Consider the following 21557-nt stretch of genomic DNA (forward strand, 5'->3'; position numbering starts at 1 on the left):
CGCTGGGTGAAGAATCGGGCGCCTTGCATCTGCCGGCCCGAACGCGACCTCGGTATTCGTAGGGTGGATGACGCTTCGCTTATCCACCGAGTGGGCTACCGGCCCGCCTCCACTTGGAGAAAGAAATGAACGTACTGATCATCGGCAGCGGCGGCCGCGAGCACGCGCTGGCCTGGAAGGTCGCGCAGGATCCACGCGTGGAAAAGGTCTTCGTCGCCCCGGGTAACGCCGGTACCGCTACCGAAGCGAAGTGCGAGAATGTCGCCATTGACGTGCTGGCCATCGAACAGCTGGCGGATTTCGCCGAGCAGAACGTGCAGCTGACCATCGTCGGGCCAGAAGCCCCGCTGGTCAAAGGGGTGGTCGATCTGTTCCGCGCGCGCGGCCTCGACTGCTTTGGCCCGACCGCGGCGGCCGCCCAGCTGGAGGGCTCGAAAGCCTTCACCAAGGACTTTCTGGCGCGCCACAAGATCCCCACCGCCGACTACCAGAACTTCACCGAGATCGACCCGGCGCTGGCCTACTTGCGAGAGAAAGGCGCACCAATCGTAATCAAGGCCGACGGCCTGGCCGCCGGGAAAGGCGTGATCGTCGCCATGACGCTGGAAGAAGCCGAGGACGCCGTGCGCGACATGCTGTCCGGCAACGCGTTCGGTGACGCCGGTGCACGCGTGGTGATCGAAGAGTTCCTGGATGGCGAAGAGGCCAGCTTCATCGTCATGGTCGACGGCGCCAATGTGTTGCCGATGGCCACCAGTCAGGATCACAAGCGTGTCGGAGACGGCGACACCGGCCCCAACACGGGCGGCATGGGCGCCTATTCCCCGGCACCGGTGGTCACACCCGAGGTCCATCAGCGCGTGATGGATGAAGTCATTTGGCCAACGGTCAAAGGCATGGCTGCCGAAGGCAACGTCTACACCGGCTTCCTCTACGCGGGCCTGATGATCGATCGCAGCGGCGCGCCAAAGGTGATCGAATTCAATTGCCGCTTCGGCGATCCGGAAACCCAGCCGATCATGCTGCGGTTGCAGTCCAGCCTGGTCCTCCTCGTCGAGGCCGCATTGGCCAAGGCGCTGGACAAGATCGAGGCGCAGTGGGATCCGCGCCCCAGCCTCGGCGTGGTGCTGGCGGCCGGTGGTTATCCGGGCGACTACGGCAAAGGCGCTCCGATTCGCGGCCTGGAGGCTGCCGCTCAGTTGAGCGGTAAGGTGTTCCATGCCGGTACTACGTTGAAGGACGGTGCGATCACCACTTCGGGTGGGCGGGTACTCTGCGCGACAGCTTTGGGCGAGACGGTATCGGAGGCGCAACAGAATGCCTATGCGCTAGCCGCTCGCATCGAGTGGGACGGCCACTTCTACCGCCACGACATCGGTTATCGCGCCATTGCCCGCGAACAGGGCGAACGCTAAGACGGGATCGCGGCACGCCTGCGCGCGGCAGTCGCTGAACTGCTGCGCCCAGGCTTCCGCGTATCCTTGCGATGGTTATAATCGACCGTCACACAGCTGAAGGGATGCCCCTCGTGCGTCGACTCTGGGTCGCCATTGCTTTTACCTTCAGCCTCTTGCTGGCTGCGCTGAGCCTATCGCCCGCGTTCGCGGCGCCCACCACATCGATCTCGGCCACGCCGAACAACGATGCGCCGCCAGCGACCGAATCCAACTGGCGATTGCTGGTGGATCAGTCCGGCCTCCTGACGCTTCAGGAAATCCTTGATCAGCGAAGCCTGTTCCAGCGAATAGACGAGCGTTCCTATGCGGCGCCGGCGAGCGAGAGCGCCGTCTGGCTGCAAGTCAGCCTGCCCGCCTTCACCCATCCCAATTGGCTCTGGATGTTCGCACCACGCGTGCAATTGCTCGACTTCTATCTGCTACGGGATGGCCAGATTGAGCGTCAAGTAGAGACCGGCGAGTTGCGACCGCTGGAGGCGAGGCCCTTGCCCACTCGCGCCTATCTGTTCTCTTTGCCGAACGACGGCGCCCCTCGCGAAGCGTACATACGACTGCGCTCGTCGCACCCGATCATGGCGTGGTTCCGCACCGTCGACGAGGCCGGCCTGGTCAAGTTGGCCATGCCCGCCTACCTGTTCGGTGCGCTGTTCGGCGCTCTGGCGCTGCTGATGATCTATAACCTGCTGCGCTTCGCCTATACCTTCAGCTACAGCCATGTCTGGCTCGCCCTGCTGCATGGCGCCCTGTTGATTTGCGCGGTGGCGAATCTCGGCTTGCTCGCGGTGTGGTCGCCGAAACTGTTCTACAGCCAGCCGCTGATTGCCGATATGGCGGCGTTGTTGACCTGCGTCGCGCTGCTGGCGTTCGCCTTCGGCTTCTTTCATCACCGCCGAACACCCTGGACGACCTGGCTATTCGCGCTTCTGGCGGGTCTTGTCGGGGGGCTGGCCACGATCATACTGCTCACCGGCAAACTCTGGTTCAGCTGGCTGATCTACGCCGTGGTGCTGACCACGGCCCTGAGCGTCACCGTCGTGGCGATCTACCACTGGCGGCAGCGCTACGATCCCGCCCGGCTACTGGTTGCCGGCATGTTGCTGTTCGACGGCGCCTTCGTGATCGTTCTGCCGGTGCTGCTGGGCTTCAACCAGTTCGATCCCGACTGGCTGACCGGGGTGATGTTCAGCGTGGCTACCTGTTCCGGACTGATTCTGAGCTTCGCATTGCTCGAGCGGCAGCGTCAGATTCAATCGGATAGCCGTAACCAGCACACAGCCGAGGCCGTCACGAGCGCCGAATTGCGGACCAAGGCGGACTTCCTGGCGAAGATCAGCCACGAGATTCGCACGCCGATGAACGGCGTGTTGGGCATGAGCGAACTGTTGCTGGGCACCTCTCTGTCTGCCAAGCAGCGCGACTACGTCCAGACGATTCACAGTTCGGGCAACGAGCTGCTTACCCTGATCAATGAAATCCTCGACATTTCCAAGCTCGAGTCCGGACAGATCGAACTGGATGACGTGCAGTTCGACCTCAACGCGTTGATCGAAGACTGCCTGAGTATCTTCCGCGCCAAGGCCGAGCAGCAGAAGGTCGAGCTGATCAGCTTCGTGCAGCCGCAAATGCCGCACGTCGTGGCCGGCGACCCGACCCGGCTGCGTCAGACACTGCTCAACCTGCTCGAGAACGCCTTCAAGCAAACCGAAGAAGGCGAGGTACTGCTGATCGCCGCGGTGGACGATCAGGAGGGCCAGCCGCGCCTGCGCATCACCGTTCAGGACAGCGGCCGCCCGCTGGAGGACGAGGAGCGCGATGCCCTGCTCAACGCCGCGCTGGATAGCCGCGACTTCCTCGCCGCCACCCGCCATGGTGGCCGCCTCGGACTGATCATCGCCCGGCAGCTGGTTCACCTCATGGACGGCGACTTCGGCATCCAGACCGGCGGTATTACCGGCAATACGCTCTGGATCAGCTTGCCATTGGTAGCCAATCTTGCAGAGCAACCCGGCAACGAGCTGGACGACGAGCTGAAAGGCGCGCGCCTGCTGGTCGTCGACGATAACGATACCTGTCGCAAGGTGCTCAGCCAGCAGTGCAGCAGCTGGGGTATGGAGGTCAGCGCCGTGGCATCGGGCAAAGAGGCGCTGGCGCTGCTGCGCACCAAGGCCCACCTGCGCGAGTACTTCGACGTGGTGCTGCTCGACCAGGACATGCCAGGGATGACGGGCATGCAGCTGGCCAGCCGAATCAAGGAAGATTTCAGCCTCAACCACGACATCCTGCTGATCATGCTGACCGGCATGAGCACCGCACCCAGCAAGGTCATCGCGCGTAATGCGGGGATCAAGCGCATTCTGGCCAAACCCGTGGCCGGCTATACGCTCAAAACGACCCTGGCGGATGAACTGGCACGCCGCACCAGCGCCATCGCACGGGCTGCCAAGACCCAGGCCAGCGCGCCGCTTCTGGTTCCTGATGACTTCCGCGTCTTGGTCGCCGAAGACAATACGATTTCGACCAAAGTCATTCGCGGCATGCTGAGCAAGCTCAATCTCAAGCCGGATACGGCCAGCAACGGCGAGGAAGCGCTCGCCCTGATCAAGACGCAGCCTTACGACCTGGTCCTCATGGATTGTGAGATGCCGGTCATGGATGGCTTCGAAGCAACTGCGCGGCTCCGCACCTGGGAGGCCGCCGAGGGCCGATCACGCACACCGGTGGTGGCGCTCACTGCCCACATCCTCAGCGAGCACCGTGAGCGTGCCCGCGAGGCTGGGATGGACGGTCACATGGCCAAGCCGGTGGAGATGTCCCAGCTGCGCGAGCTGATCGAACATTGGGCTCGTGTTCGAGCCGCCGCAGCGGATCAGTAACGCGACGGCGCCTTTATTCGATCGGCTCCGGCTGCACATCGCTGATCACCAGCAGGCTTTCCGGCTGAGCCGGCATGCGCGAAGGGTCCATCCGCAAATCCTGTGCTGGCACCGCGTAGCGCATGCGCCGCGTCAGCATGCGTAGCGCACTGACCAGCAGCGCGATGGCCAAAGGCTCGCCCGGACAACGATGTCCGCTTGTGACCTCTCCGCCCCCTTGGGTGATGAAGTTGTACGCGCTGCCATTCCAGCTGAAGAAACGCTCGGGGTCGAAGCTGTCCGGTTGCGTCCAGAGCCGTGCGTCCCGATTGGTGCCATAGAGGTCCAACAACACCCGTGTGCCCTTGGGAAAACGGTAGCCCTTCCACTCGAAATCCTCGCGTACGCGTGCGGCAGTGAAAGGGAAGAAGGCGTGCAGACGCCGGACTTCCTGGGCGAAGGGCTCGAGCAAGGCACCCTCATGCTGCAACCGCGCCCGCCATTGCGGATGCGCATGCAATTCCAGTGCGGCATAGATGATGAACCGTGAAACGGCCACGGTCGGACGCAAGAGATTGAGCAGTTCCACCGCTGCTACCTGCTCGTCCAGCTCCGCTCCGTTCGCGTCGCGGTAACGGGCGACGACCGCCAATGCACGCGTCTCGTCTACGGGCAGGGTGGCGCCGCGCACGCCCCTGATCAACTCGATCAACCAACGCTCGGCGTCTTTACGAGCCGTGCGCGCCTGCCAATGACGGGTGCCCACGCCGCCCGCCCCATCGATCATCGCAGCCAGCTGATCACGACGAACCGTGACCTCGTCTTCGCCCAGCGATACACCCGCCCAGTCGCACACCGCACGGGTAAGAATAGCCTGCACCTCGGGCAGTAGCACCACACGATCACGCTGTCGCCAGGACTCGATCGCCGACAGCCAGTTGGCCTCGCTCAAACGCACCAGCTCGGCCACCGCCTGGTCATTCAACAGCGACAGGAAGAGCTTCTTGCGGTGTCGATGCGCGTCGCCATCAAGACCCTGAACACCGCCCTGGCCGAACAGGGTTTTCTGCAACAGGCGCGGCGCCGCATGCTCACGCTGGAACAGCTGCTCATCGTAGAACAGTCTGGCGGCCTCCTCTCCGCTCATGCAGATAGTGTTCTGCATCAACAGCCGGACCTGGAACAGATCCGAGCCGAACTTATGGCATCGGCTGGAGATGAACGTATAGCCTTCGCTGAGTAGCGAAAGCGATCCTTCGATCTGGGAGTCGCGAGGAATTTCGGGCATTGGCGCACCTCAAGCTGTGACTCTTCGATGGACCTCATCACACAGCCGGGGTGCCGAAGAATGAACAAAACGCGCGGTTCGCTGCCGATAAAAGACTGGCCGAATTATCCTGCGGTGCATGCATCACCTGATTGTCCGAACCTTCGCTTCGAGGCATACGCCGTCGCCAAGGAGCCAACCCAATGATGAAAAGGAGCGATGTCGCCTGGACGTTTGTCGGCATCACCGCGGTACTGCTGTCGGGCAGCCTGCTCTATCAAGAGATTCGCGGTCTCTCACTGAGCGAACTCACCGACAGCTTGGAGGCCATCAGCCACCGCAACTGGTTGATGGCCGGCCTGGCAACGCTGGGGGCTTACAGCGCCCTGGCATGGTACGACCGGATCGCCGTCGCGCATCTGGGCAAGCATATTTCGTGGTGGTTCATAACCTTGTGCTCGTTCACCACCTATGCCCTGGCCCATAACGTCGGCGCATCGGTATTTTCCGGTGCGGTGGTGCGCTACAGGGCCTATCGCAGCAAGGGCCTGACGCCGCGCGAGATCGGCGTGCTGATCGTGTTCTGCTCGTTGACCTTCTTGCTCGGCACGCTGCTGGCAGGTGGCGTGGTGCTGGTTTTGCGGCCGGACCTGCTGAACCGCCTACTCGATGTTGAACCCTGGGTGTCGACAGCGATTGGCGCCTCCCTGCTGTGCCTGGTCGGCCTCTATGTGATAGGCGCCTGGCGGCATTTCGCGCCGATGCACATCGGCAAATGGCACATCGTTTATCCACGGCTGCCCATCGTAGGCAGGCAGCTGCTCGCGGCGCCGCTTGAGCTCGCCTGTGCGGCCGCCATCATCTACTTCGCGCTACCCGAGGCGCAGAACCCGGGCTATCTGGTGGTACTGGGGGCCTTTCTCGCCTCCTTCTCGCTGGCATTGCTGTCCCATGCGCCCGGCGGCCTCGGTGTGCTCGAGGTGACCTTCCTCGCCGCGGTGCCGGAGCTGCCGACAGCCGATGTGCTGGCCGCACTGATCGTGTTCAGGGTGTTCTATCTGTTATTGCCGCTGGCATTGGCGATTCTGGTAGTGGCGGTGTTCGAAGCGACCCAATGGTCCGAGCGTCGGCGCAAAGGTCCGCTCGGCCCGTAAGTGGGTATCGCAACGATAAGGCCTCTGGCTATGCAGGTGCTTCCGGGCGATCATTCGCCTTCATCCGAGACGAAATCGAGCCCATGACCGACACCCCCACCAACAGCCCCGGCTCCGGCCAGCCCGAGCACCAGCCGCGGCCCCTGATGGACCTGATCATCAGCATCGTCATTCCCTCGCTGATCCTGATGAAACTCAGCAGTGAAGACCGCCTGGGCGCCGACGGTGCGCTATTGCTAGGCCTTGCTTTCCCGCTTGGTTGGGGGCTGTTCGAGCTGATCAAGCACCGCAAATTCAACTGGATCGCGCTGCTGGGTCTGGTCAGCGTGCTACTCACCGGAGGCATCGGCCTGCTACGGCTCGATCCGCAATGGTTGGCAGTAAAGGAAGCCGCGGTGCCCGGTATCATCGGCATTGCCGTGCTGGCCTCCACTCGCACCCGCTTTCCCCTGATCCGCACCCTGCTGTACAACCCCAAGGTGCTCAATGTCGACAAGGTGCATCAACAGCTCGAACGCAACGGGCAGGTCGCTCACTTCGAAAGTCGATTGCTGCGCGCAACCTATTTCCTCAGCGGCACCTTTTTCTTTTCCGCGTTCATGAACTACGTGCTGGCCAAATGGATCGTCAAGAGCCCAGCCGGTAGCGAAGCGTTCAATGCGGAACTGGGGCGGATGACCCTGCTCAGCTATCCCATGATCGCGATCCCAAGCATGGTGATGATGATGGCGATCTTCTACTACCTCTGGCGCACGATTCATGGCCTGACAGGCTTGCGCCTCGAAGACATCATCGCGGCTCACGGGCACGACGGGCGACACGGCAACGGGTCCTGAGCAAGCCCCGCTCAGCTCGACATCAGCAACATCCATAACGGCAGGCTCAACGCTGCGAGCAGCGTCGAAAGAAACACGGTGGAGCTGACCGCCCGGGTGTCTTCCGGATGGGTGACGAACGCCAGAACGTTAACACCGCTCGGGCAGGCCGCCAGCAACACCAACACGCTGCGCGCCTGGTCATTCAAGCCGGGCAGCAACCCGCCGACGTACCAGACCAACGCTGGAAACAGGCCCAGCTTGACCAACGTCAGCCCCAATGCAGCCGTGCTGGGGCGCAAACGATAGCGTGACAAGCTGATGCCCAGCACGATCAGCGCGCACGGCAGGGCGGCCTGGGCCAGCCAGTCCGCTATGCGCCACAGCGCCTTGGGCATATCGAGGCCCGACAGGTTCAGCAAGGCGCCGAGCAACAGGCCGACAATCAACGGATTGGCCAGATTCTTCAGCAGCGCCGCGCCGCTGACTTTATGACCCGAGCCAAGGGCGCTGTAGAAGCTTTGCAGCGAAAACAGGATGAGGCTGTGAAATACCAGAATCGCGAACACGTACACCAGGCTTTCCGCACCCAGCAAGGTGGTGACCAGGGGAATCCCGACCAGCACGTTGTTCGAATAGGCCGCCGTCAGCCCCAGCGGTGATGCCCGTCCAAGCCGGCTGTGAGCGAACAGTCCAACGCCGAAAAAAACTGTCAGCACAGGCCCGAAATAGGCCAGCAGCAGCATAGGCGACATGCCATCGCTCAATTGCGCACGGGCGATACCGGTAAACAGCACGGCCGGCATGAACAGCTTGAAGGTGATGCTGGCAAGCCCTGCGGCAGCCTCACCGGCGAGCCAGCGCCGCCAACCCAGCAGATAGCCGAGCATGATCAAGCCGAAGATAGGCAATATCGCCTGAAAAACGATCACTCAGCGCCTCCAGCAACCTGCGCGGCGTCAGATCGCCCCGCAAAAAGGTCGCCAGAATACTCCGAGCTGCACGCCTTTTCGACTCAGGCCTGGGACGGTTGAACGATCCCGGATGCAGCGCGCGCCTCTTCCGCGGCGAGCACGTCCAGCACCATCGACAGATCGTCATGCCAATCATGGGTGTCGATGCCGAAGGTGGTCTCGAAACGCGAGCAATCGAGCACCGACCAGGCGGGCCGGCGCGCCGGCGTGGGGTACTGGGCGGTCGTGATCGACGACACCTTTGGCCGCGTGGACAGCAGCCCCTTGGCCTCGGCCTGGCGGAAGATCTCGACCGCGAAATCGAACCAGCTGCACGGCGACCGGCCGCTATAGTGGTACAGCCCCCAGGCAAGGCTCCCCCGCTCGGCGTATCGCCGCGCCAACTGCAACAGCACATCGGCGATGCTGCCGGCTTGCGTAGGGCAGCCAAACTGATCGCCCACCACCGATAGCGAGTGGCGCTGACGTCCCAGGCGCAACATCGTCTTGACGAAATTATGGCCGTGCGCGCCGTAGACCCAACTCGTACGCAGAATCAGGTGCTGATCCAGCGCCGCCTGAATGGCCCCCTCGCCCGCCAGCTTGCTGGCGCCGTATACCCCTGTTGGGGCCACCTCGTCGCTTTCGCGATAGGGTGTGCGGGCTTCGCCGGAAAATACGTAGTCGGTCGAAATATGCAGCAACGGGATTGCCGCTTGCCGGGCCGCCTCTGCCAGCCGAGCGGCACCGTCCCGGTTGACCGCATAGGCCTGCTCGCGGTGCGTCTCGGCGTTATCGACATGCGTATAGGCGGCCGCGTTGATGATCATCCCCGGCTCCAGCTGTTCAATCAGCCGGTTGATCTGCGCACCATCGGTGATATCCAGATTTTCCCGCGTCATGCCAAGCGCTTCGAGACCATAGGCACCTGCACGGTCTACTAATTCGTGGCCGACCTGACCACTGGCTCCGCATACAAGGATTCGCATCTGTTTATCGCCTCAGTCAAAGCTCACCGTTCAGAGTGAGCTGGTGTTGCAGAACGGATTCGAGACAAGGTGCACGCCAAACTACCGAGATAGCGCAGTCGCGCCTATTTGAGGCCAGCATAAACGCATTTTGTTCCGCCAAGGTGACGCACTCAGCGTCTGCAATCCACACCTTCGCGCGCTCGAAACGATACCTCGCCCCAGACAGCCGCCGCCGCGTTGCAAAACGCGCAATCGTAGCACGGGTGAAACTCGACGCTCGCGGCGCGGACCAAATGGGACAGGGGCGCGGCTGGCCAGCGGTTGAGACCAGGCCTCGTTCCCTATTTCCACCTGCACGAGGAGCATCGTCATGCCCAGAGGTGAAAAATCCAAGTACACGGAGAAACAGCAACGCAAGGCAGAACATATCGAAGAGAGCTACGAGGAGCGTGGCGTCTCGGAAAAGGAGGCCGAGGCGCGGGCCTGGGCGACCGTGAACAAGCAGTCCGGCGGTGGCGAACGCAAGGGAGGCTCGGGACGGAAGAAAAGCGAAACAGCCAAACGCGCCGACCGCAAGGATTCAGCAGACCGCGCGGCCAAGGCGCGCTCCGGCAAGTCACCCAACAAGGGATCGGCCCGCAAGGACCGCTCCGGTAGCACGTCCCTGACCGACATGACACGTGACGAGCTGATGCAAAAAGCCCGTGAGCGCGATGTGCACGGTCGCTCCAAGATGCGTAAGGACGAGCTGATCAAAGCCCTCAGCTGAAGGAGTACCGGATATGCAGGAACCCGATCCGCGTGATGACGGGACACCGAGCCCCATCCCCGAACCCGAGCGCAAGGAACCCGGCGAACCGCTGCCAATCGAAGAGCCCGGCGAACCGGATCGGCCCGGTAAAGACGGGCAAGGCTAAAACTTTCCACCGCCTCGCCTATCACAGCTTAAGGCCCAGCGAGACACCGCCAGGTGCAATGGCCGACTTGGCTGACTGAGGCGTATCGCCAATCAACGAACCCAGGAGACCGTGATGAGCTACGTACAACTGAGCGACAAACAGACCCTGCGTGATCGCGCCCGCCAGCACGTGGAGAACGGCGCCGTGACCGAGAGCTATTCGGCGGACCGCGATACCGTGATCAACCTGCTCAACGAGGCATTGGCGACCGAACTGGTTTGCTATCTGCGCTACAAGCGGCACTACTACATGGCCACCGGCCTGAAATCCAGCGTCGCCGCCGATGAGTTCCTCGAGCACGCCAACCAGGAACAGGAACATGCGGACCGCCTGGCCGAGCGCATCGTCCAGCTGGGTGGTGAACCCGACTTCAACCCGGACAACCTTACCGAGCGCGCCCATGCGCAGTACGCTGAGGGTAACGGCCTGCGTGACATGGTGTTCGAAAACCTGGTCGCTGAGCGCATCGCGATCGACAGCTACCGTGAGATCGTCCAGTACATCGGTGACAAGGACCCGACCACGCGGCGGATCTTCGAAGACATTCTTGCGCAGGAAGAAGAACACGCTGATGACATGGCAGGCCTGCTCGACGGCATGAACTGAACCGCACGCGTGGCAAGCGAGGCGCGGCGCAGCCGGACGCTTCGCTTCGTTGCGATAAAGGCAAAAAAAAGCCACCCGAAGGTGGCCTCAAATAAGGAAAGGAGAGTACTACTCAGCCGGCAGCTGCCGGACGCATGTAGGAGATCGGTGCGGTCTGGGAATCATTGAACGTGACCACTTCCCACGCATCCTTCTGTTCCATCAGGGTGCGCAGCAAACGATTGTTCAATGCATGTCCGGATTTAAAGCCGCGGAATTCGCCGATCAGACTGGTGCCCAGCAGATAAAGATCACCGATGGCATCGAGAATCTTGTGCTTCACGAATTCGTCCTCATAACGCAGGCCGTCTTCGTTGAGCACATGGTCTTCATCGACCACGATCGCGTTTTCGACACTCCCACCCAAGGCCAGGTTATGCGAGCGGAGGAATTCGATGTCGCGCATGAAACCGAAGGTTCGTGCACGGCTGACTTCCTTGACGAAGGAAGTACTTGAGAAGTCCACGCTGGCGGTCTGGGTGCGACCGCGGAAAACCGGATGGTCGAAATCGATCTCGAAACTCACCTTGAAGCCTTCGAATGGCAGGAATGTGGCGCGCTTGTCGCCATCCTCCACCGAGACCTCACGGATGATGCGGATGAACTTTTTCGGGGCGTCCTGCTCCTGCAGGCCGGCCGATTGAATCAGGAACACGAAGGGGCCAGCGCTACCGTCCATGATGGGCACTTCCGACGCGGAGAGCTCGACATAGGCGTTATCGATGCCAAGGCCTGCCATCGCCGACAGCAAATGCTCCACCGTATCGACCTTGACGTCCCCGCTGATCAGCGTTGTCGACATGGTCGTTTCGCCGACATTCTCCGCCCGCGCGGCGATCTGCACGGGCGGGTTGAGATCGGTGCGACAGAACACGATTCCCGTGTCCACCGGTGCCGGCTTCAGGGTCAGGTAAACCTTTTCCCCCGAGTGCAGGCCGACGCCAGTGGCGCGAATGATGTTCTTCAAGGTGCGTTGTCTGATCATGGCTTGGTTTCGCTAGTGCGCTGTTGCGAATGGTTTCCAACAAAGGTGGCGATCATAGCAGAACCCCTCTTTGCTGAATACCAATCACCCCGATAGTCCTGATACATGCAATCAATCAGCTTGGCGACGCAGGAATGCCGGAATATCGAGATAGTCCAGGTCCTCTTGCGGGTTCATCTTGGCTGCGGTCGCAGCCGCATGGGCCTGATTACGCATGACCGTCGGGCGGTCCAGGTCACGATAGTTCACCGCGGCCTGCTCCTGACGGGCAGCAGCCGGTGCCGCCTGCGGCGCCACAGCGGCGGCCTGAATGGTGTTGTCGACAACCTTGACCGGCTTCTCGTTGCGCGGGCCGAGACCGGTGGCGACAACGGTTACGTGCAGTTCGTCGAGCATGTCCGGGTCGATCACCGCACCGACCTTGACGGTCGCTTCGTCGGAAGCGAAGGCTTCGATGATTTCGCCTACCGCGGCGTACTCACCGAGCGACAGATCCAGACCGGCGGTGATGTTGACCAGGATGCCACGCGCGCCCTGCAGGTTGACGTCCTCGAGCAACGGATTGCGGATCGCCGCCTCGGTCGCTTCACGCGCACGGTTCGGGCCGGTCGCACAACCGGTACCCATCATGGCCATGCCCATTTCGCCCATGACGGTTTTCACGTCAGCGAAGTCGACGTTCATCAGGCCTGGACGCTGCATGATGTCGGAAATGCCACGCACCGCACCGGTGAGCACGTCATCGGCCTTGGCGAAGGCGGCCAGCAGACTGGCGTCCTTGCCGAGAATGGTCAGCAGTTTCTCGTTAGGGATGGTGATCAGCGAGTCGACGCACTCGGACAGCTGACGGATACCTTCATCAGCCACCTGCATGCGGCGACGCCCTTCGAATGGGAACGGACGGGTCACGACGGCAACGGTGAGAATGCCCATTTCCTTGGCAACCGAAGCGATGACCGGCGCGGCGCCAGTGCCGGTGCCACCGCCCATGCCAGTGGTGATGAACACCATGTCGGCACCCTGCAGCACCTCGGCGATGCGCTCGCGGTCATCCATCGCGGCCTGACGGCCGATGTCGGGATTGGTACCGGCACCCAGGCCCTTGGTGATGGCCGAACCCAGCTGCAAAACGGTCCGCGCTTCGATTTTCTTCAGTGCCTGAGCGTCAGTGTTGGCGCAGATGAACTCCACGCCTTCGACGCTGTTGCGCACCATGTGATTGACGGCATTGCCGCCGCCTCCGCCAACGCCAATGACCTTGATCACTGCACTTTGCGGGGTATGATCTACGAGTTCGAACATTTCCCTCTCTCCTTCCAGCTTTCTAGTTTTAGGTACTGCCGCACTGCTCAGAAATTGCCCTGGATCCAGCTCTTGAGCCGGTCCACGACAGATGTTTTGGGTTCGTCGGCGAAGTGGCCGAGACCGGACATGGGGGTGCCGTCGGTCTGCTTGCGCATCCCGTAAAGCAACAGGCCCACGCCCGTTGAATAGATTGGATTGCGGACCACATCGGTGAGTCCGTTGACGCTGTGCGGTACGCCCAGGCGCACCGGCATGTGGAAGATTTCCTCGGCCAACTCGACGGCGCCTTCCATCTTCGCCGTACCGCCCGTGAGGACGATGCCGGCGGGCACCAGATCTTCGTAGCCGCTGCGACGCAGCTCGGCCTGAATCAATGTAAAGAGCTCGTCATAACGCGGCTCCACGACTTCGGCCAGTGCCTGGCGCGAGAGTTCCCGCGGCGGACGATCGCCGACGCTCGGTACCTTGATGGTCTCGCCCGGGCCCGCCAGCTTGGCCAGGGCACAGGCGTAGCGGATCTTGATTTCCTCGGCGTACTGAGTCGGCGTACGCAGCGCCATGGCGATGTCGTTGGTGACCTGATCGCCGGCGATCGGAATGACTGCGGTATGCCGAATCGCGCCTTCGGTGAAAATGCAGATATCGGTCGTACCACCACCGATATCCACCAGGCAAACGCCCAGCTCCTTCTCGTCGTCCGTCAGCACCGCATGGGCCGAGGCCAGTTGCTCGAGAATGATGTCGTCCACCTCGAGCCCGCAGCGACGTACGCACTTCTCGATGTTCTGCGCTGCATTGACCGCGCAGGTCACCACGTGAACCTTCGCTTCCAGGCGCACGCCAGACATGCCGAGCGGCTCGCGGACGCCCTCCTGGTTATCGATCACGTAGTCCTGCGGCAGGGTGTGCAATACGCGTTGATCGGCCGGAATCGCCACCGCTTGCGCCGCGTCGAGTACGCGCTCCAGGTCGGCGCTGCTGACTTCGCGATCGCGAATGGCAACGATGCCGTGGGAGTTCAGGCTACGGATATGGTTGCCGGCCAAGCCGACGAACGCGGAGTGGATACGGCAGCCGGCCATCAGCTGCGCCTCTTCGACGGCGCGCTGGATGGACTGAACGGTGGATTCGATGTTGACCACCACCCCCTTCTTCAAGCCGCGGGACGGATGGGTGCCGATCCCGACGATCTCGAGCTCGCCGTCCGGCGTCACTTCGCCCACCAGCGCCACCACCTTGGAGGTGCCGATATCGAGACCAACGATCATCTTGCCGCTTTGCACGCTAGACATGTGTTTCATTCCTCAATTCTTCGCAACGGCGTCATCCGCCGTGGTCGGGGTCGGTTCACGCCACGCGACGGCCAAGCCGTTGGCGTAGCGCAGATCGATCCGCGCAATTCTTTCGCTCTCCTGCGCCAGCGCGTGCTGGTAGATGGCAGTGAAGCGCCGCATTTTTTCGATTATCTGGTCGCGTCCGAGCAACAACTCGACACCTTGCTTGGTGGTCACGAACCAGCTGCCTCGCTCGCGCAACTCCAGGCGAGCGATGGAAAACCCGAGTGGCCGCAGCATCTGACTGAGCATCTGATACTGCTGCATCACCCGCTGCTGGGCCCGCTTCGGACCATGCAACTGCGGCAAGTGTTCATATTGAGAGATGTCGTCGGGCGCAAACGCCTGCCCGTTGTTGTTCAACAGCGACTCATCACCCCAACGGGCAATGGGCAATTGTTCGTCGAGACGCACCATGACCTCATCCGGCCATATCCGCCGTGCCTCGACATGTGCGATCCAGGGCATCTGTTCAAGGTCGTGACGCAGCGCATCGAGATCAACCTTGAAGAAGCTCGCTTCGACGAACGGAGCCATCCGTGCCTGAACCGCCTGCCGGTCGACGTAGGTCAGTTCGCCGCGCACGCTCACCTTGGCAATCGGCCGATCCGCGTAGGGGGCAAGGCGCTCGCCAAGCTCATAGAGCCCGACCGCCAAAGCCACCAGCATGACCGGCCAGAGGACACGCTTGAGCGAACTCAGGCTTGGCCGCGGCAGGCGTGCCGAAAGCGGCTCACGTTGTACCAGGCGGCTCGCGCCCCGCTGCGCCGGCTTGCGCGAGGCGCGGCCGGTACCGGGCTGTGAGTGACGCAGCGTGGTGATCATGGCTCAGTTCCCTGCCGCCAGACTGGCGTCGAGGATCGCCAGCACCAATTGCTGAAAATCCAGCCCGGCCGCGCGTGCCGCCATGGGCACCAGGCTGTGATCGGTCATTCCCGGAACGGTGTTGACTTCCAGCAGCCAGAACGCGCCAGCGCTGTCCTGCATGACATCGACACGCGCCCAGCCCTGAATGCCGACCGCCTCGCAGGCGCGGGCGGACAGCGTCTTGAGTTCCTGCTCCTTGGCCGCGTCCAGACCGCAGGGAATGCGGTACTGGGTATCGTTCGCCACGTACTTGGCGTCGTAGTCGTAGAAGGTATGCGGCGTGCCCAACCCGATTGGCGGCAGCACTTCGCCGCGTAGCGTGGCGATAGTGAACTCCGGCCCCTGGATCCATTGTTCGACCAGCACCTGGGCGTCGTAGGCACTCGCCGCACGCCACGCCGCAATGAGCTCGGCGAGGCCGGTCACCTTGGCCATGCCGATGCTCGACCCCTCGTGCGCCGGTTTGACGATCAACGGGAAGCCCAGGGTATCGGCCGCAGCCTGGCAATCGGCTTCGCTGGCGAGCACCGCATGCCGCGGGGTTGGCAGACCCAGGCTCTGCCAGACCTGCTTGGTACGTAGTTTGTCCATGGCCAGGGCCGACGCCAGGATGCCGCTACCGGTGTAGGGAATTCCGGCACACTCGAGCAGCCCCTGCATGCTGCCGTCCTCACCGCCTCGCCCGTGCAGCACGATGAACGCACGATCGATGCGCTCGCTGCTCAACCGCTGCAGCAAATCGTCACCGACATCGATGCCGAACGCATCGACACCGGCCGCTTGCAGCGCCGCCAGCACCGCGGCGCCTGATTTCAGGGACACCTCACGTTCAGCGCTCTTGCCGCCATAGAGGACGGCAACCCGGCCGAACATCTGGGGATCACGAGTCGATTGCAGGGCGGTCATTCGCTCTTCCTCGCGGCGTTGGTAGCGCCAGCAAACAGGGGACTATTGATGAGTTGCGGGGCCAGCCCGCCGATGTCGCCAGCGCCTTGGCAAAGCAGGATGTCGCCGGGGCGCAGCAGCGGCTTGACCAGTGGCGCCAATTCGATGCCTCGCTCGATGTAAATCGGGTCGAGCTGGCCACGCTGGCGGATGCTGTGCGCCAGATGACGGCTGTCGGCACCGGGAATGGGCTCTTCGCCTGCCGGATAGACTTCCATGAGCAGCAGCACATTGGCGTCGTTCAACACCTGTACGAAGTCGTCATACAGATCGCGGGTTCGACTGAAACGATGCGGCTGATAGACCATCACCAGCCGACGCTCGGGCCATCCGTCGCGCACGGCCTGGATCACGGCGGCCACTTCGCGCGGATGATGTCCGTAATCGTCGACCAGCATCACGCTGCCACCGTCCACTGGCAGCTCGCCATAAACCTGGAAGCGCCGTCCTACACCGCCGAATTGTGAAAGCCCCTGGACGATCGCCTCGTCATCGATCCCCTCATCGGTCGCGATGGCGATCGTCGCCAGCGCGTTGAGCACGTTGTGCTTGCCAGGCATGTTGACCGAGACATCCAGCGCGTCGAAGCCATCGCGCAGCACGGTGAAGAAGGTGCGCATCCCTTCCTGGCGGATATTGATCGCGCGAACGTCGGCATCTTCGCGGGTACCGTAGGTGGTGATCGGCCGTCCTACCTGAGGAAGAATTTCGCGCACCACCGGGTCATCGACGCACAGTACGGCCAGCCCATAGAACGGCAGGTTGTGCAGAAACTCGACGAAGGTTCGCTTCAACTTGCCGAAGTCACCGCCATAGGTGCTCATGTGGTCGGCATCGATGTTGGTCACGACGGCGACCATCGGCTGCAGGTGCAGGAAACTGGCGTCGCTTTCATCCGCTTCGGCAATGAGGTAACGACTGGTGCCCAGCTGGGCATTGGTCCCAGCCGCGGTCAGGCGGCCGCCGATCACGAAGGTCGGATCGAGTCCACCTGCAGCGAACACCGATGCCAGCAGACTGGTCGTGGTGGTCTTGCCATGCGTACCGGCAACCGCAACGCCGTGGCGATAGCGCATCAGCTCGGCGAGCATCTCCGCACGCGGCACCACCGGGATCCGTTGCTCGAGGGCGAACGCCACCTCCGGATTCGCTGCGTTTACCGCGCTGGAAACCACCAGCACATCCGCACCGGCCACGTTGCCTGCCTGATGTCCGATGAAGATCTGCGCACCGAAGCTCTGCAGGCGCTCGGTACTCGCCGACGCCTTCAGGTCGGAACCGGAGACGTCATAGCCCAGGTTGAGCAGCACTTCGGCGATGCCGCACATGCCCACGCCGCCGACACCGACGAAATGTATCCGGCGGATACGACGCATGCGCCGAACCTCAGCCTTGACCGCTGCGGGTGATTTAGCCATGCGCCACCTCCAGGCATACATCGACGACGGTGCGAGTGGCGTCAGGACGAGCCAGGCGACGTGCCGTAGCTCCCATGGCCTCGAGTTTTTCCGGCTGCATCATGACCTCGGTCAGCTGCGCGGCCAGCGCGGCAGCATCAGTACTTGCTTGGGGAAGAAGAACGGCTGCGCCTTCCTTCGCCAGGTATTCGGCGTTGCGTGTCTGGTGATCGTCGATCGCATGTGGCAGCGGCACCAGGAACGAAGGCAGGCCGGCAGCTGCCAGCTCGCAGACGGTCAGCGCACCGGCGCGGCAGATGACCAGATCCGCCCAGGCATAGGCACGCGCCATGTTCTGAATGAACGGCGCAACCTCGGCCTCGACGCCCGAGGCGGCATAACGCTCCTGCGTAACGCCAGCATGCTGCTTGCCCGCCTGATGAAACACTTCGGGACGCAGCGCCTGCGGCAACTGGGCGAGCGCTTCGGGAACCAGCTTGTTCAGCGGCTCGGCGCCCAGGCTGCCACCCAGCACCAGCAGCCGGGGCCGGCGGCCGCGCAACGTCTGTCGCGGCGTTTCCAGAAACAGCTCGTGACGCACCGGGTTGCCCGTGGTGCGGCGCTTGGTGCTCGCGCCGAAGGTATCCGGGAACGCCTCGCACACCCGCTGGGCGAAGGGCACCAGGCTGCGATTGGCGGTACCGGCCACGGCGTTCTGCTCGTGGATGACCAAGGGCACCCCGGCCAGCTTCGCGGCCAGCCCGCCGGGTCCGGTTACGTAGCCACCGAGCCCCAGCACGCAGACCGGGTTCAGCTGGCGCATCAGGCGGCGAGCCTGTACCAGCGAGCGCAGTAGCTGGAACGGCGCTTTAAGCAGGGACGCCACACCTTTGCCGCGCAGCCCGCTCACTTGAATCAAGTGCAATGGCAGCCCCGCCGCTGGCACCACGTCGTTCTCGATGCCGCGCGGCGTGCCCAGCCAGTGCACGCTGTAGCCGCGACTTTGAAATTCGTGGGCGCAGGCCAGCGCCGGGAACACGTGTCCCCCGGTACCGCCGGCCATGATCAGAACATTAGCGGCCATGGGCGACCTCCCTGCCTTTGGCAGCTGGCACCTCGGCAAAATCGTCCTCGCTGAACTCGGCGTCTTCGCTGCCGAGCACGGTGCGGCTTTCCCACTCGATGCGCAGCAGTAACGCCATGCTGGCGCAGGTCACCACCAGCGAACTGCCGCCGTAACTGAGAAACGGCAGTGTCAGGCCCTTGGTCGGCAACAAGCCGGTGTTCACGCCGATATTGATCAAGAACTGCCCAAGCCAGAGGAAGGAGACGCCCCAGGCAACGTATGCAGCGAAGAACTGGCGCGCACGCTCCGCCGCCAGACCGATGTACAGCGCACGAACACCAACGAAGGCGAAGAGCAATATGGTCAACAGCGCGCCCACCATGCCGAGCTCCTCGGCAAGCACCGAAAACACGAAATCGGTATGGGCTTCGGGCAGGTAGAACTGTTTCTGCACGCTGTTGCCCAGGCCCACGCCGATCCACTCGCCACGGCCAAAGGCAATCAGCGCCTGGGTCAATTGGTAGCCAGCGCCGTATTGATCGGCCCAAGGGTCGGTAAAGGTGATCAACCGCTGCAGGCGGTATTCCTGCGTCTGCACCAGGACGAAGACCGCGCCGACTGCCAGCAACACCAGCAGGGTGAACCGGATCAGGCCGACACCGCCAAGAAACAGCATCGCCACGGCAGCGCCCATCATGACCACGGTCGCCCCGAAGTCGGGTTCGAGCAGCAACAGCATCGCCATCGGCAGCAGGACGAGGAACGGTTTGAGGAAGCCCCACAGGCTTTCACGCACCTCATGCTGTCGACGTACCAGATAACCCGCGAGATAGACGACGACGAACAGCTTGGCCAGCTCCGACGGCTGCACGTTGAACGCGCCAAAGCCGATCCAGCGCATGGAACCGTTGACCTCACGACCGATGCCAGGAATCAACACCAGGATCAGCAACGCGAAGGCGCCGAGCAGCAGCATCCAGTCCAGCCGCTGCCAGGCCGATATCGGCACCAGCAATACGGCCGCTGCCGCGACCAGCCCAAGCAATACGTACACCAGATGGCGAACCATGTAGTACATCGAGTTGCTGGTATTGACCGCCGCGACTTCAGACGAGGCCGAAGTAATCATGACCAACCCCAGCCCCAGCAGCGCTAGGCAGCCGGCCAGCATCGGAAAGTCGAGATCCAGACCACGGCGACTGAACAGCGGAGAAGGTGCGCTACGCAGAAAGGCGAGCATCAGCTGAGCCCCCCTACGGCTGCTGCGAACTGGCGTCCGCGATCTTCGAAGTTCTGAAACATGTCGAGGCTAGCGCAGGCCGGCGATAGCAGCACCGCATCACCAGCCTGTGCGAGCGTGGCCGCCAGTTGTACAGCTTGTTCCAGAGTCTGGACGTGATGAATGGGCGCCGCTCCGGCAAGTGCCGCGGCAAGACGCTCAGCATCGCGGCCCAGCAGGATGACCTCGCGGCAGTGATGCGCGACCGGGCTATGCAGGGCGGAGAAATCAGCCCCCTTGCCATCCCCGCCAGCGATCAGCACCAGCTCACCGGCGATGTCGCTCCCCAGGCCATCGATGGCTGCTAACGCGGCTCCGACATTGGTCGCCTTGGAATCATCGTAGTAACTGACGCCCTTGCGCTCGCCGACCCACTGACAGCGGTGGGCCAACCCGGCGAAGCTGCGCAGGGTGGCGAGCATGGGCTCGAATGGCAGGCCCACGGCATGCCCCAGCGCCAAGGCGGCAAGCGCATTGGATTGGTTATGAGCACCGCGGATCTTGAGCTGGTTGGCGGGCATCAGCGCATCGAACTGGAACGCAAGATATTTCTCGCCGTTCTCCTCGAATAAACCAAACCCTTTGAAGTCGGGCTTGCCGAGTCCGAAGGACCACGCTGGGACATCATCGGCAATCAAGGGACGGCTGAGCCGATCGTCGCGGTTGATCACCACCTGCCGAGCGCCGCGGAAAATTCGATGCTTGGCCTGATGATAGGCGGGCAGGCCATCGTAGCGATCCATATGGTCTTCGCTGACATTCAGGCAGGTCGCAACTTCGGCGTTCAGGCGCTCGGTCGTTTCCAGCTGGAAACTCGACAATTCCAGGACGTAGAGCTCGACCTCATCGTCGAGCAGATCCAGGGCCGGCGTGCCCAGATTGCCACCGACGGCAACCTTGCGACCCGCTGCAGCAGCCATTTCGCCGACCAGGGTCGTCACGGTGCTTTTCGCATTCGAGCCAGTGATCGCCACGATCGGCGCCTTGGCTTCACGCGCGAACAGCTCGATATCGCCAAGCAGTTTTACCCCAGCAGCGGCGGCCGCTTGCAACGCGGGCGTGCTGATCGGCAAACCGGGGCTGACCAGCAGTTCGCTGGCACGGCAGAGAAACGCCGGGTCGAGTTCGCCGCAACGCACCTCGACGTCCGGGTACTGCGCCTTCAGAGTGGCCAGCTCCGGCGGATTCGCGCGCGTATCGGCAACGGCGAACGGCAGGCCACGGCTCGCCAAGTGGCGAACCAGCGACATACCGCTCTTGCCGAGACCGACGACGATGCGGAACTGATCGGAAGCGATGAGCACTC

General features: G+C 62.6%; 19 protein-coding genes. 7 read left to right on the forward strand and 12 right to left on the reverse strand.

Going from position 1 to position 21557, the window contains the following annotated elements:
- Positions 1 to 125 precede the first annotated feature (125 nt).
- On the forward strand, positions 126 to 1415 hold the full coding sequence (gene purD, locus KVO92_RS08375) for a phosphoribosylamine--glycine ligase (protein WP_217475126.1): 1290 nt from the start codon (positions 126 to 128) through the stop codon (positions 1413 to 1415).
- 113 nt (positions 1416 to 1528) lie between these two features.
- The gene (locus KVO92_RS08380; protein WP_336512613.1) at positions 1529 to 4330 is read left to right on the forward strand and encodes a response regulator; all 2802 of its coding nucleotides are present in this window, start codon (positions 1529 to 1531) and stop codon (positions 4328 to 4330) included.
- A gap of 13 nt (positions 4331 to 4343) precedes the next feature.
- Here the strand turns inward: KVO92_RS08380 and KVO92_RS08385 are convergent, their stop codons facing one another.
- Positions 4344 to 5597 (reverse strand): cytochrome P450, encoded by a 1254-nt coding sequence (locus KVO92_RS08385; protein ID WP_217475128.1) that lies wholly within the window; start codon positions 5595 to 5597, stop codon positions 4344 to 4346.
- Positions 5598 to 5779: 182 nt separating this feature from the next.
- On the opposite strand from KVO92_RS08385, the gene KVO92_RS08390 reads away from it, so the two are divergent.
- The gene (locus tag KVO92_RS08390) at positions 5780 to 6730 is read left to right on the forward strand and encodes a lysylphosphatidylglycerol synthase transmembrane domain-containing protein (protein ID WP_217475129.1); all 951 of its coding nucleotides are present in this window, start codon (positions 5780 to 5782) and stop codon (positions 6728 to 6730) included.
- An 83-nt stretch (positions 6731 to 6813) separates the two neighbouring features.
- A complete protein-coding gene (locus KVO92_RS08395) occupies positions 6814 to 7566 on the forward strand; it encodes a VC0807 family protein (RefSeq protein ID WP_217475130.1) in 753 nt (250 codons plus the stop codon).
- 11 nt (positions 7567 to 7577) lie between these two features.
- Here the strand turns inward: KVO92_RS08395 and KVO92_RS08400 are convergent, their stop codons facing one another.
- Together KVO92_RS08400 and rfbD are read right to left on the reverse strand one after the other, a co-directional pair.
- Positions 7578 to 8477 (reverse strand): AEC family transporter, encoded by a 900-nt coding sequence (locus KVO92_RS08400; RefSeq protein WP_217475131.1) that lies wholly within the window; start codon positions 8475 to 8477, stop codon positions 7578 to 7580.
- A gap of 83 nt (positions 8478 to 8560) precedes the next feature.
- Positions 8561 to 9487, reverse strand: a complete 927-nt coding sequence (gene rfbD, locus KVO92_RS08405; protein ID WP_217475132.1) for a dTDP-4-dehydrorhamnose reductase — start codon at positions 9485 to 9487, stop codon at positions 8561 to 8563.
- A gap of 352 nt (positions 9488 to 9839) precedes the next feature.
- Between rfbD and KVO92_RS08410 the strand changes: the two genes are divergently transcribed.
- The 3 genes from KVO92_RS08410 to KVO92_RS08415 all read left to right on the forward strand — a co-directional run bounded on the left by KVO92_RS08410 (position 9840) and on the right by KVO92_RS08415 (position 11034).
- Complete coding sequence (locus KVO92_RS08410; RefSeq protein ID WP_217475133.1) at positions 9840 to 10238, forward strand: Rho termination factor N-terminal domain-containing protein; 399 nt, start codon at positions 9840 to 9842, stop codon at positions 10236 to 10238.
- Between the two features lie 13 nt (positions 10239 to 10251).
- A complete protein-coding gene (locus KVO92_RS22770; protein ID WP_272876492.1) occupies positions 10252 to 10386 on the forward strand; it encodes a hypothetical protein in 135 nt (44 codons plus the stop codon).
- 114 nt (positions 10387 to 10500) lie between these two features.
- On the forward strand, positions 10501 to 11034 hold the full coding sequence (locus KVO92_RS08415) for a ferritin-like domain-containing protein (RefSeq protein WP_217475134.1): 534 nt from the start codon (positions 10501 to 10503) through the stop codon (positions 11032 to 11034).
- A gap of 112 nt (positions 11035 to 11146) precedes the next feature.
- On the opposite strand, the gene lpxC is transcribed toward KVO92_RS08415, so the two are convergent.
- The 9 genes from lpxC to murD form a co-directional block, all read right to left on the reverse strand.
- Complete coding sequence (gene lpxC / locus KVO92_RS08420) at positions 11147 to 12058, reverse strand: UDP-3-O-acyl-N-acetylglucosamine deacetylase (RefSeq protein WP_217475135.1); 912 nt, start codon at positions 12056 to 12058, stop codon at positions 11147 to 11149.
- Between the two features lie 111 nt (positions 12059 to 12169).
- Positions 12170 to 13360, reverse strand: coding sequence for a cell division protein FtsZ (gene ftsZ, locus KVO92_RS08425; protein ID WP_217475136.1), 1191 nt, complete (start codon positions 13358 to 13360; stop codon positions 12170 to 12172).
- Between the two features lie 47 nt (positions 13361 to 13407).
- The gene (ftsA, locus tag KVO92_RS08430) at positions 13408 to 14655 is read right to left on the reverse strand and encodes a cell division protein FtsA (protein ID WP_217475137.1); all 1248 of its coding nucleotides are present in this window, start codon (positions 14653 to 14655) and stop codon (positions 13408 to 13410) included.
- A gap of 12 nt (positions 14656 to 14667) precedes the next feature.
- Entirely contained in the window at positions 14668 to 15522 is an 855-nt protein-coding gene (locus KVO92_RS08435) for a cell division protein FtsQ/DivIB (RefSeq protein WP_217475138.1), read from the reverse strand.
- Between the two features lie 3 nt (positions 15523 to 15525).
- Complete coding sequence (locus tag KVO92_RS08440; protein WP_217475139.1) at positions 15526 to 16470, reverse strand: D-alanine--D-alanine ligase; 945 nt, start codon at positions 16468 to 16470, stop codon at positions 15526 to 15528.
- Entirely contained in the window at positions 16467 to 17927 is a 1461-nt protein-coding gene (gene murC / locus KVO92_RS08445) for a UDP-N-acetylmuramate--L-alanine ligase (protein ID WP_217475140.1), read from the reverse strand. Before murC ends, KVO92_RS08440 begins: the two co-directional genes overlap by 4 nt.
- A complete protein-coding gene (gene murG / locus KVO92_RS08450; RefSeq protein WP_217475141.1) occupies positions 17920 to 18990 on the reverse strand; it encodes an undecaprenyldiphospho-muramoylpentapeptide beta-N-acetylglucosaminyltransferase in 1071 nt (356 codons plus the stop codon). The genes murC and murG overlap by 8 nt, the downstream gene beginning before the upstream one ends.
- Positions 18980 to 20212 (reverse strand): putative lipid II flippase FtsW, encoded by a 1233-nt coding sequence (gene ftsW / locus KVO92_RS08455; RefSeq protein ID WP_217475142.1) that lies wholly within the window; start codon positions 20210 to 20212, stop codon positions 18980 to 18982. The genes murG and ftsW overlap by 11 nt, the downstream gene beginning before the upstream one ends.
- Complete coding sequence (gene murD, locus KVO92_RS08460) at positions 20212 to 21555, reverse strand: UDP-N-acetylmuramoyl-L-alanine--D-glutamate ligase (RefSeq protein ID WP_217475143.1); 1344 nt, start codon at positions 21553 to 21555, stop codon at positions 20212 to 20214. Before murD ends, ftsW begins: the two co-directional genes overlap by 1 nt.
- Between the last annotated feature and the right edge of the window lie 2 nt (positions 21556 to 21557).

Source organism: Stutzerimonas stutzeri (genome assembly GCF_019090095.1).
Classification (GTDB): domain Bacteria; phylum Pseudomonadota; class Gammaproteobacteria; order Pseudomonadales; family Pseudomonadaceae; genus Stutzerimonas; species Stutzerimonas stutzeri_AN.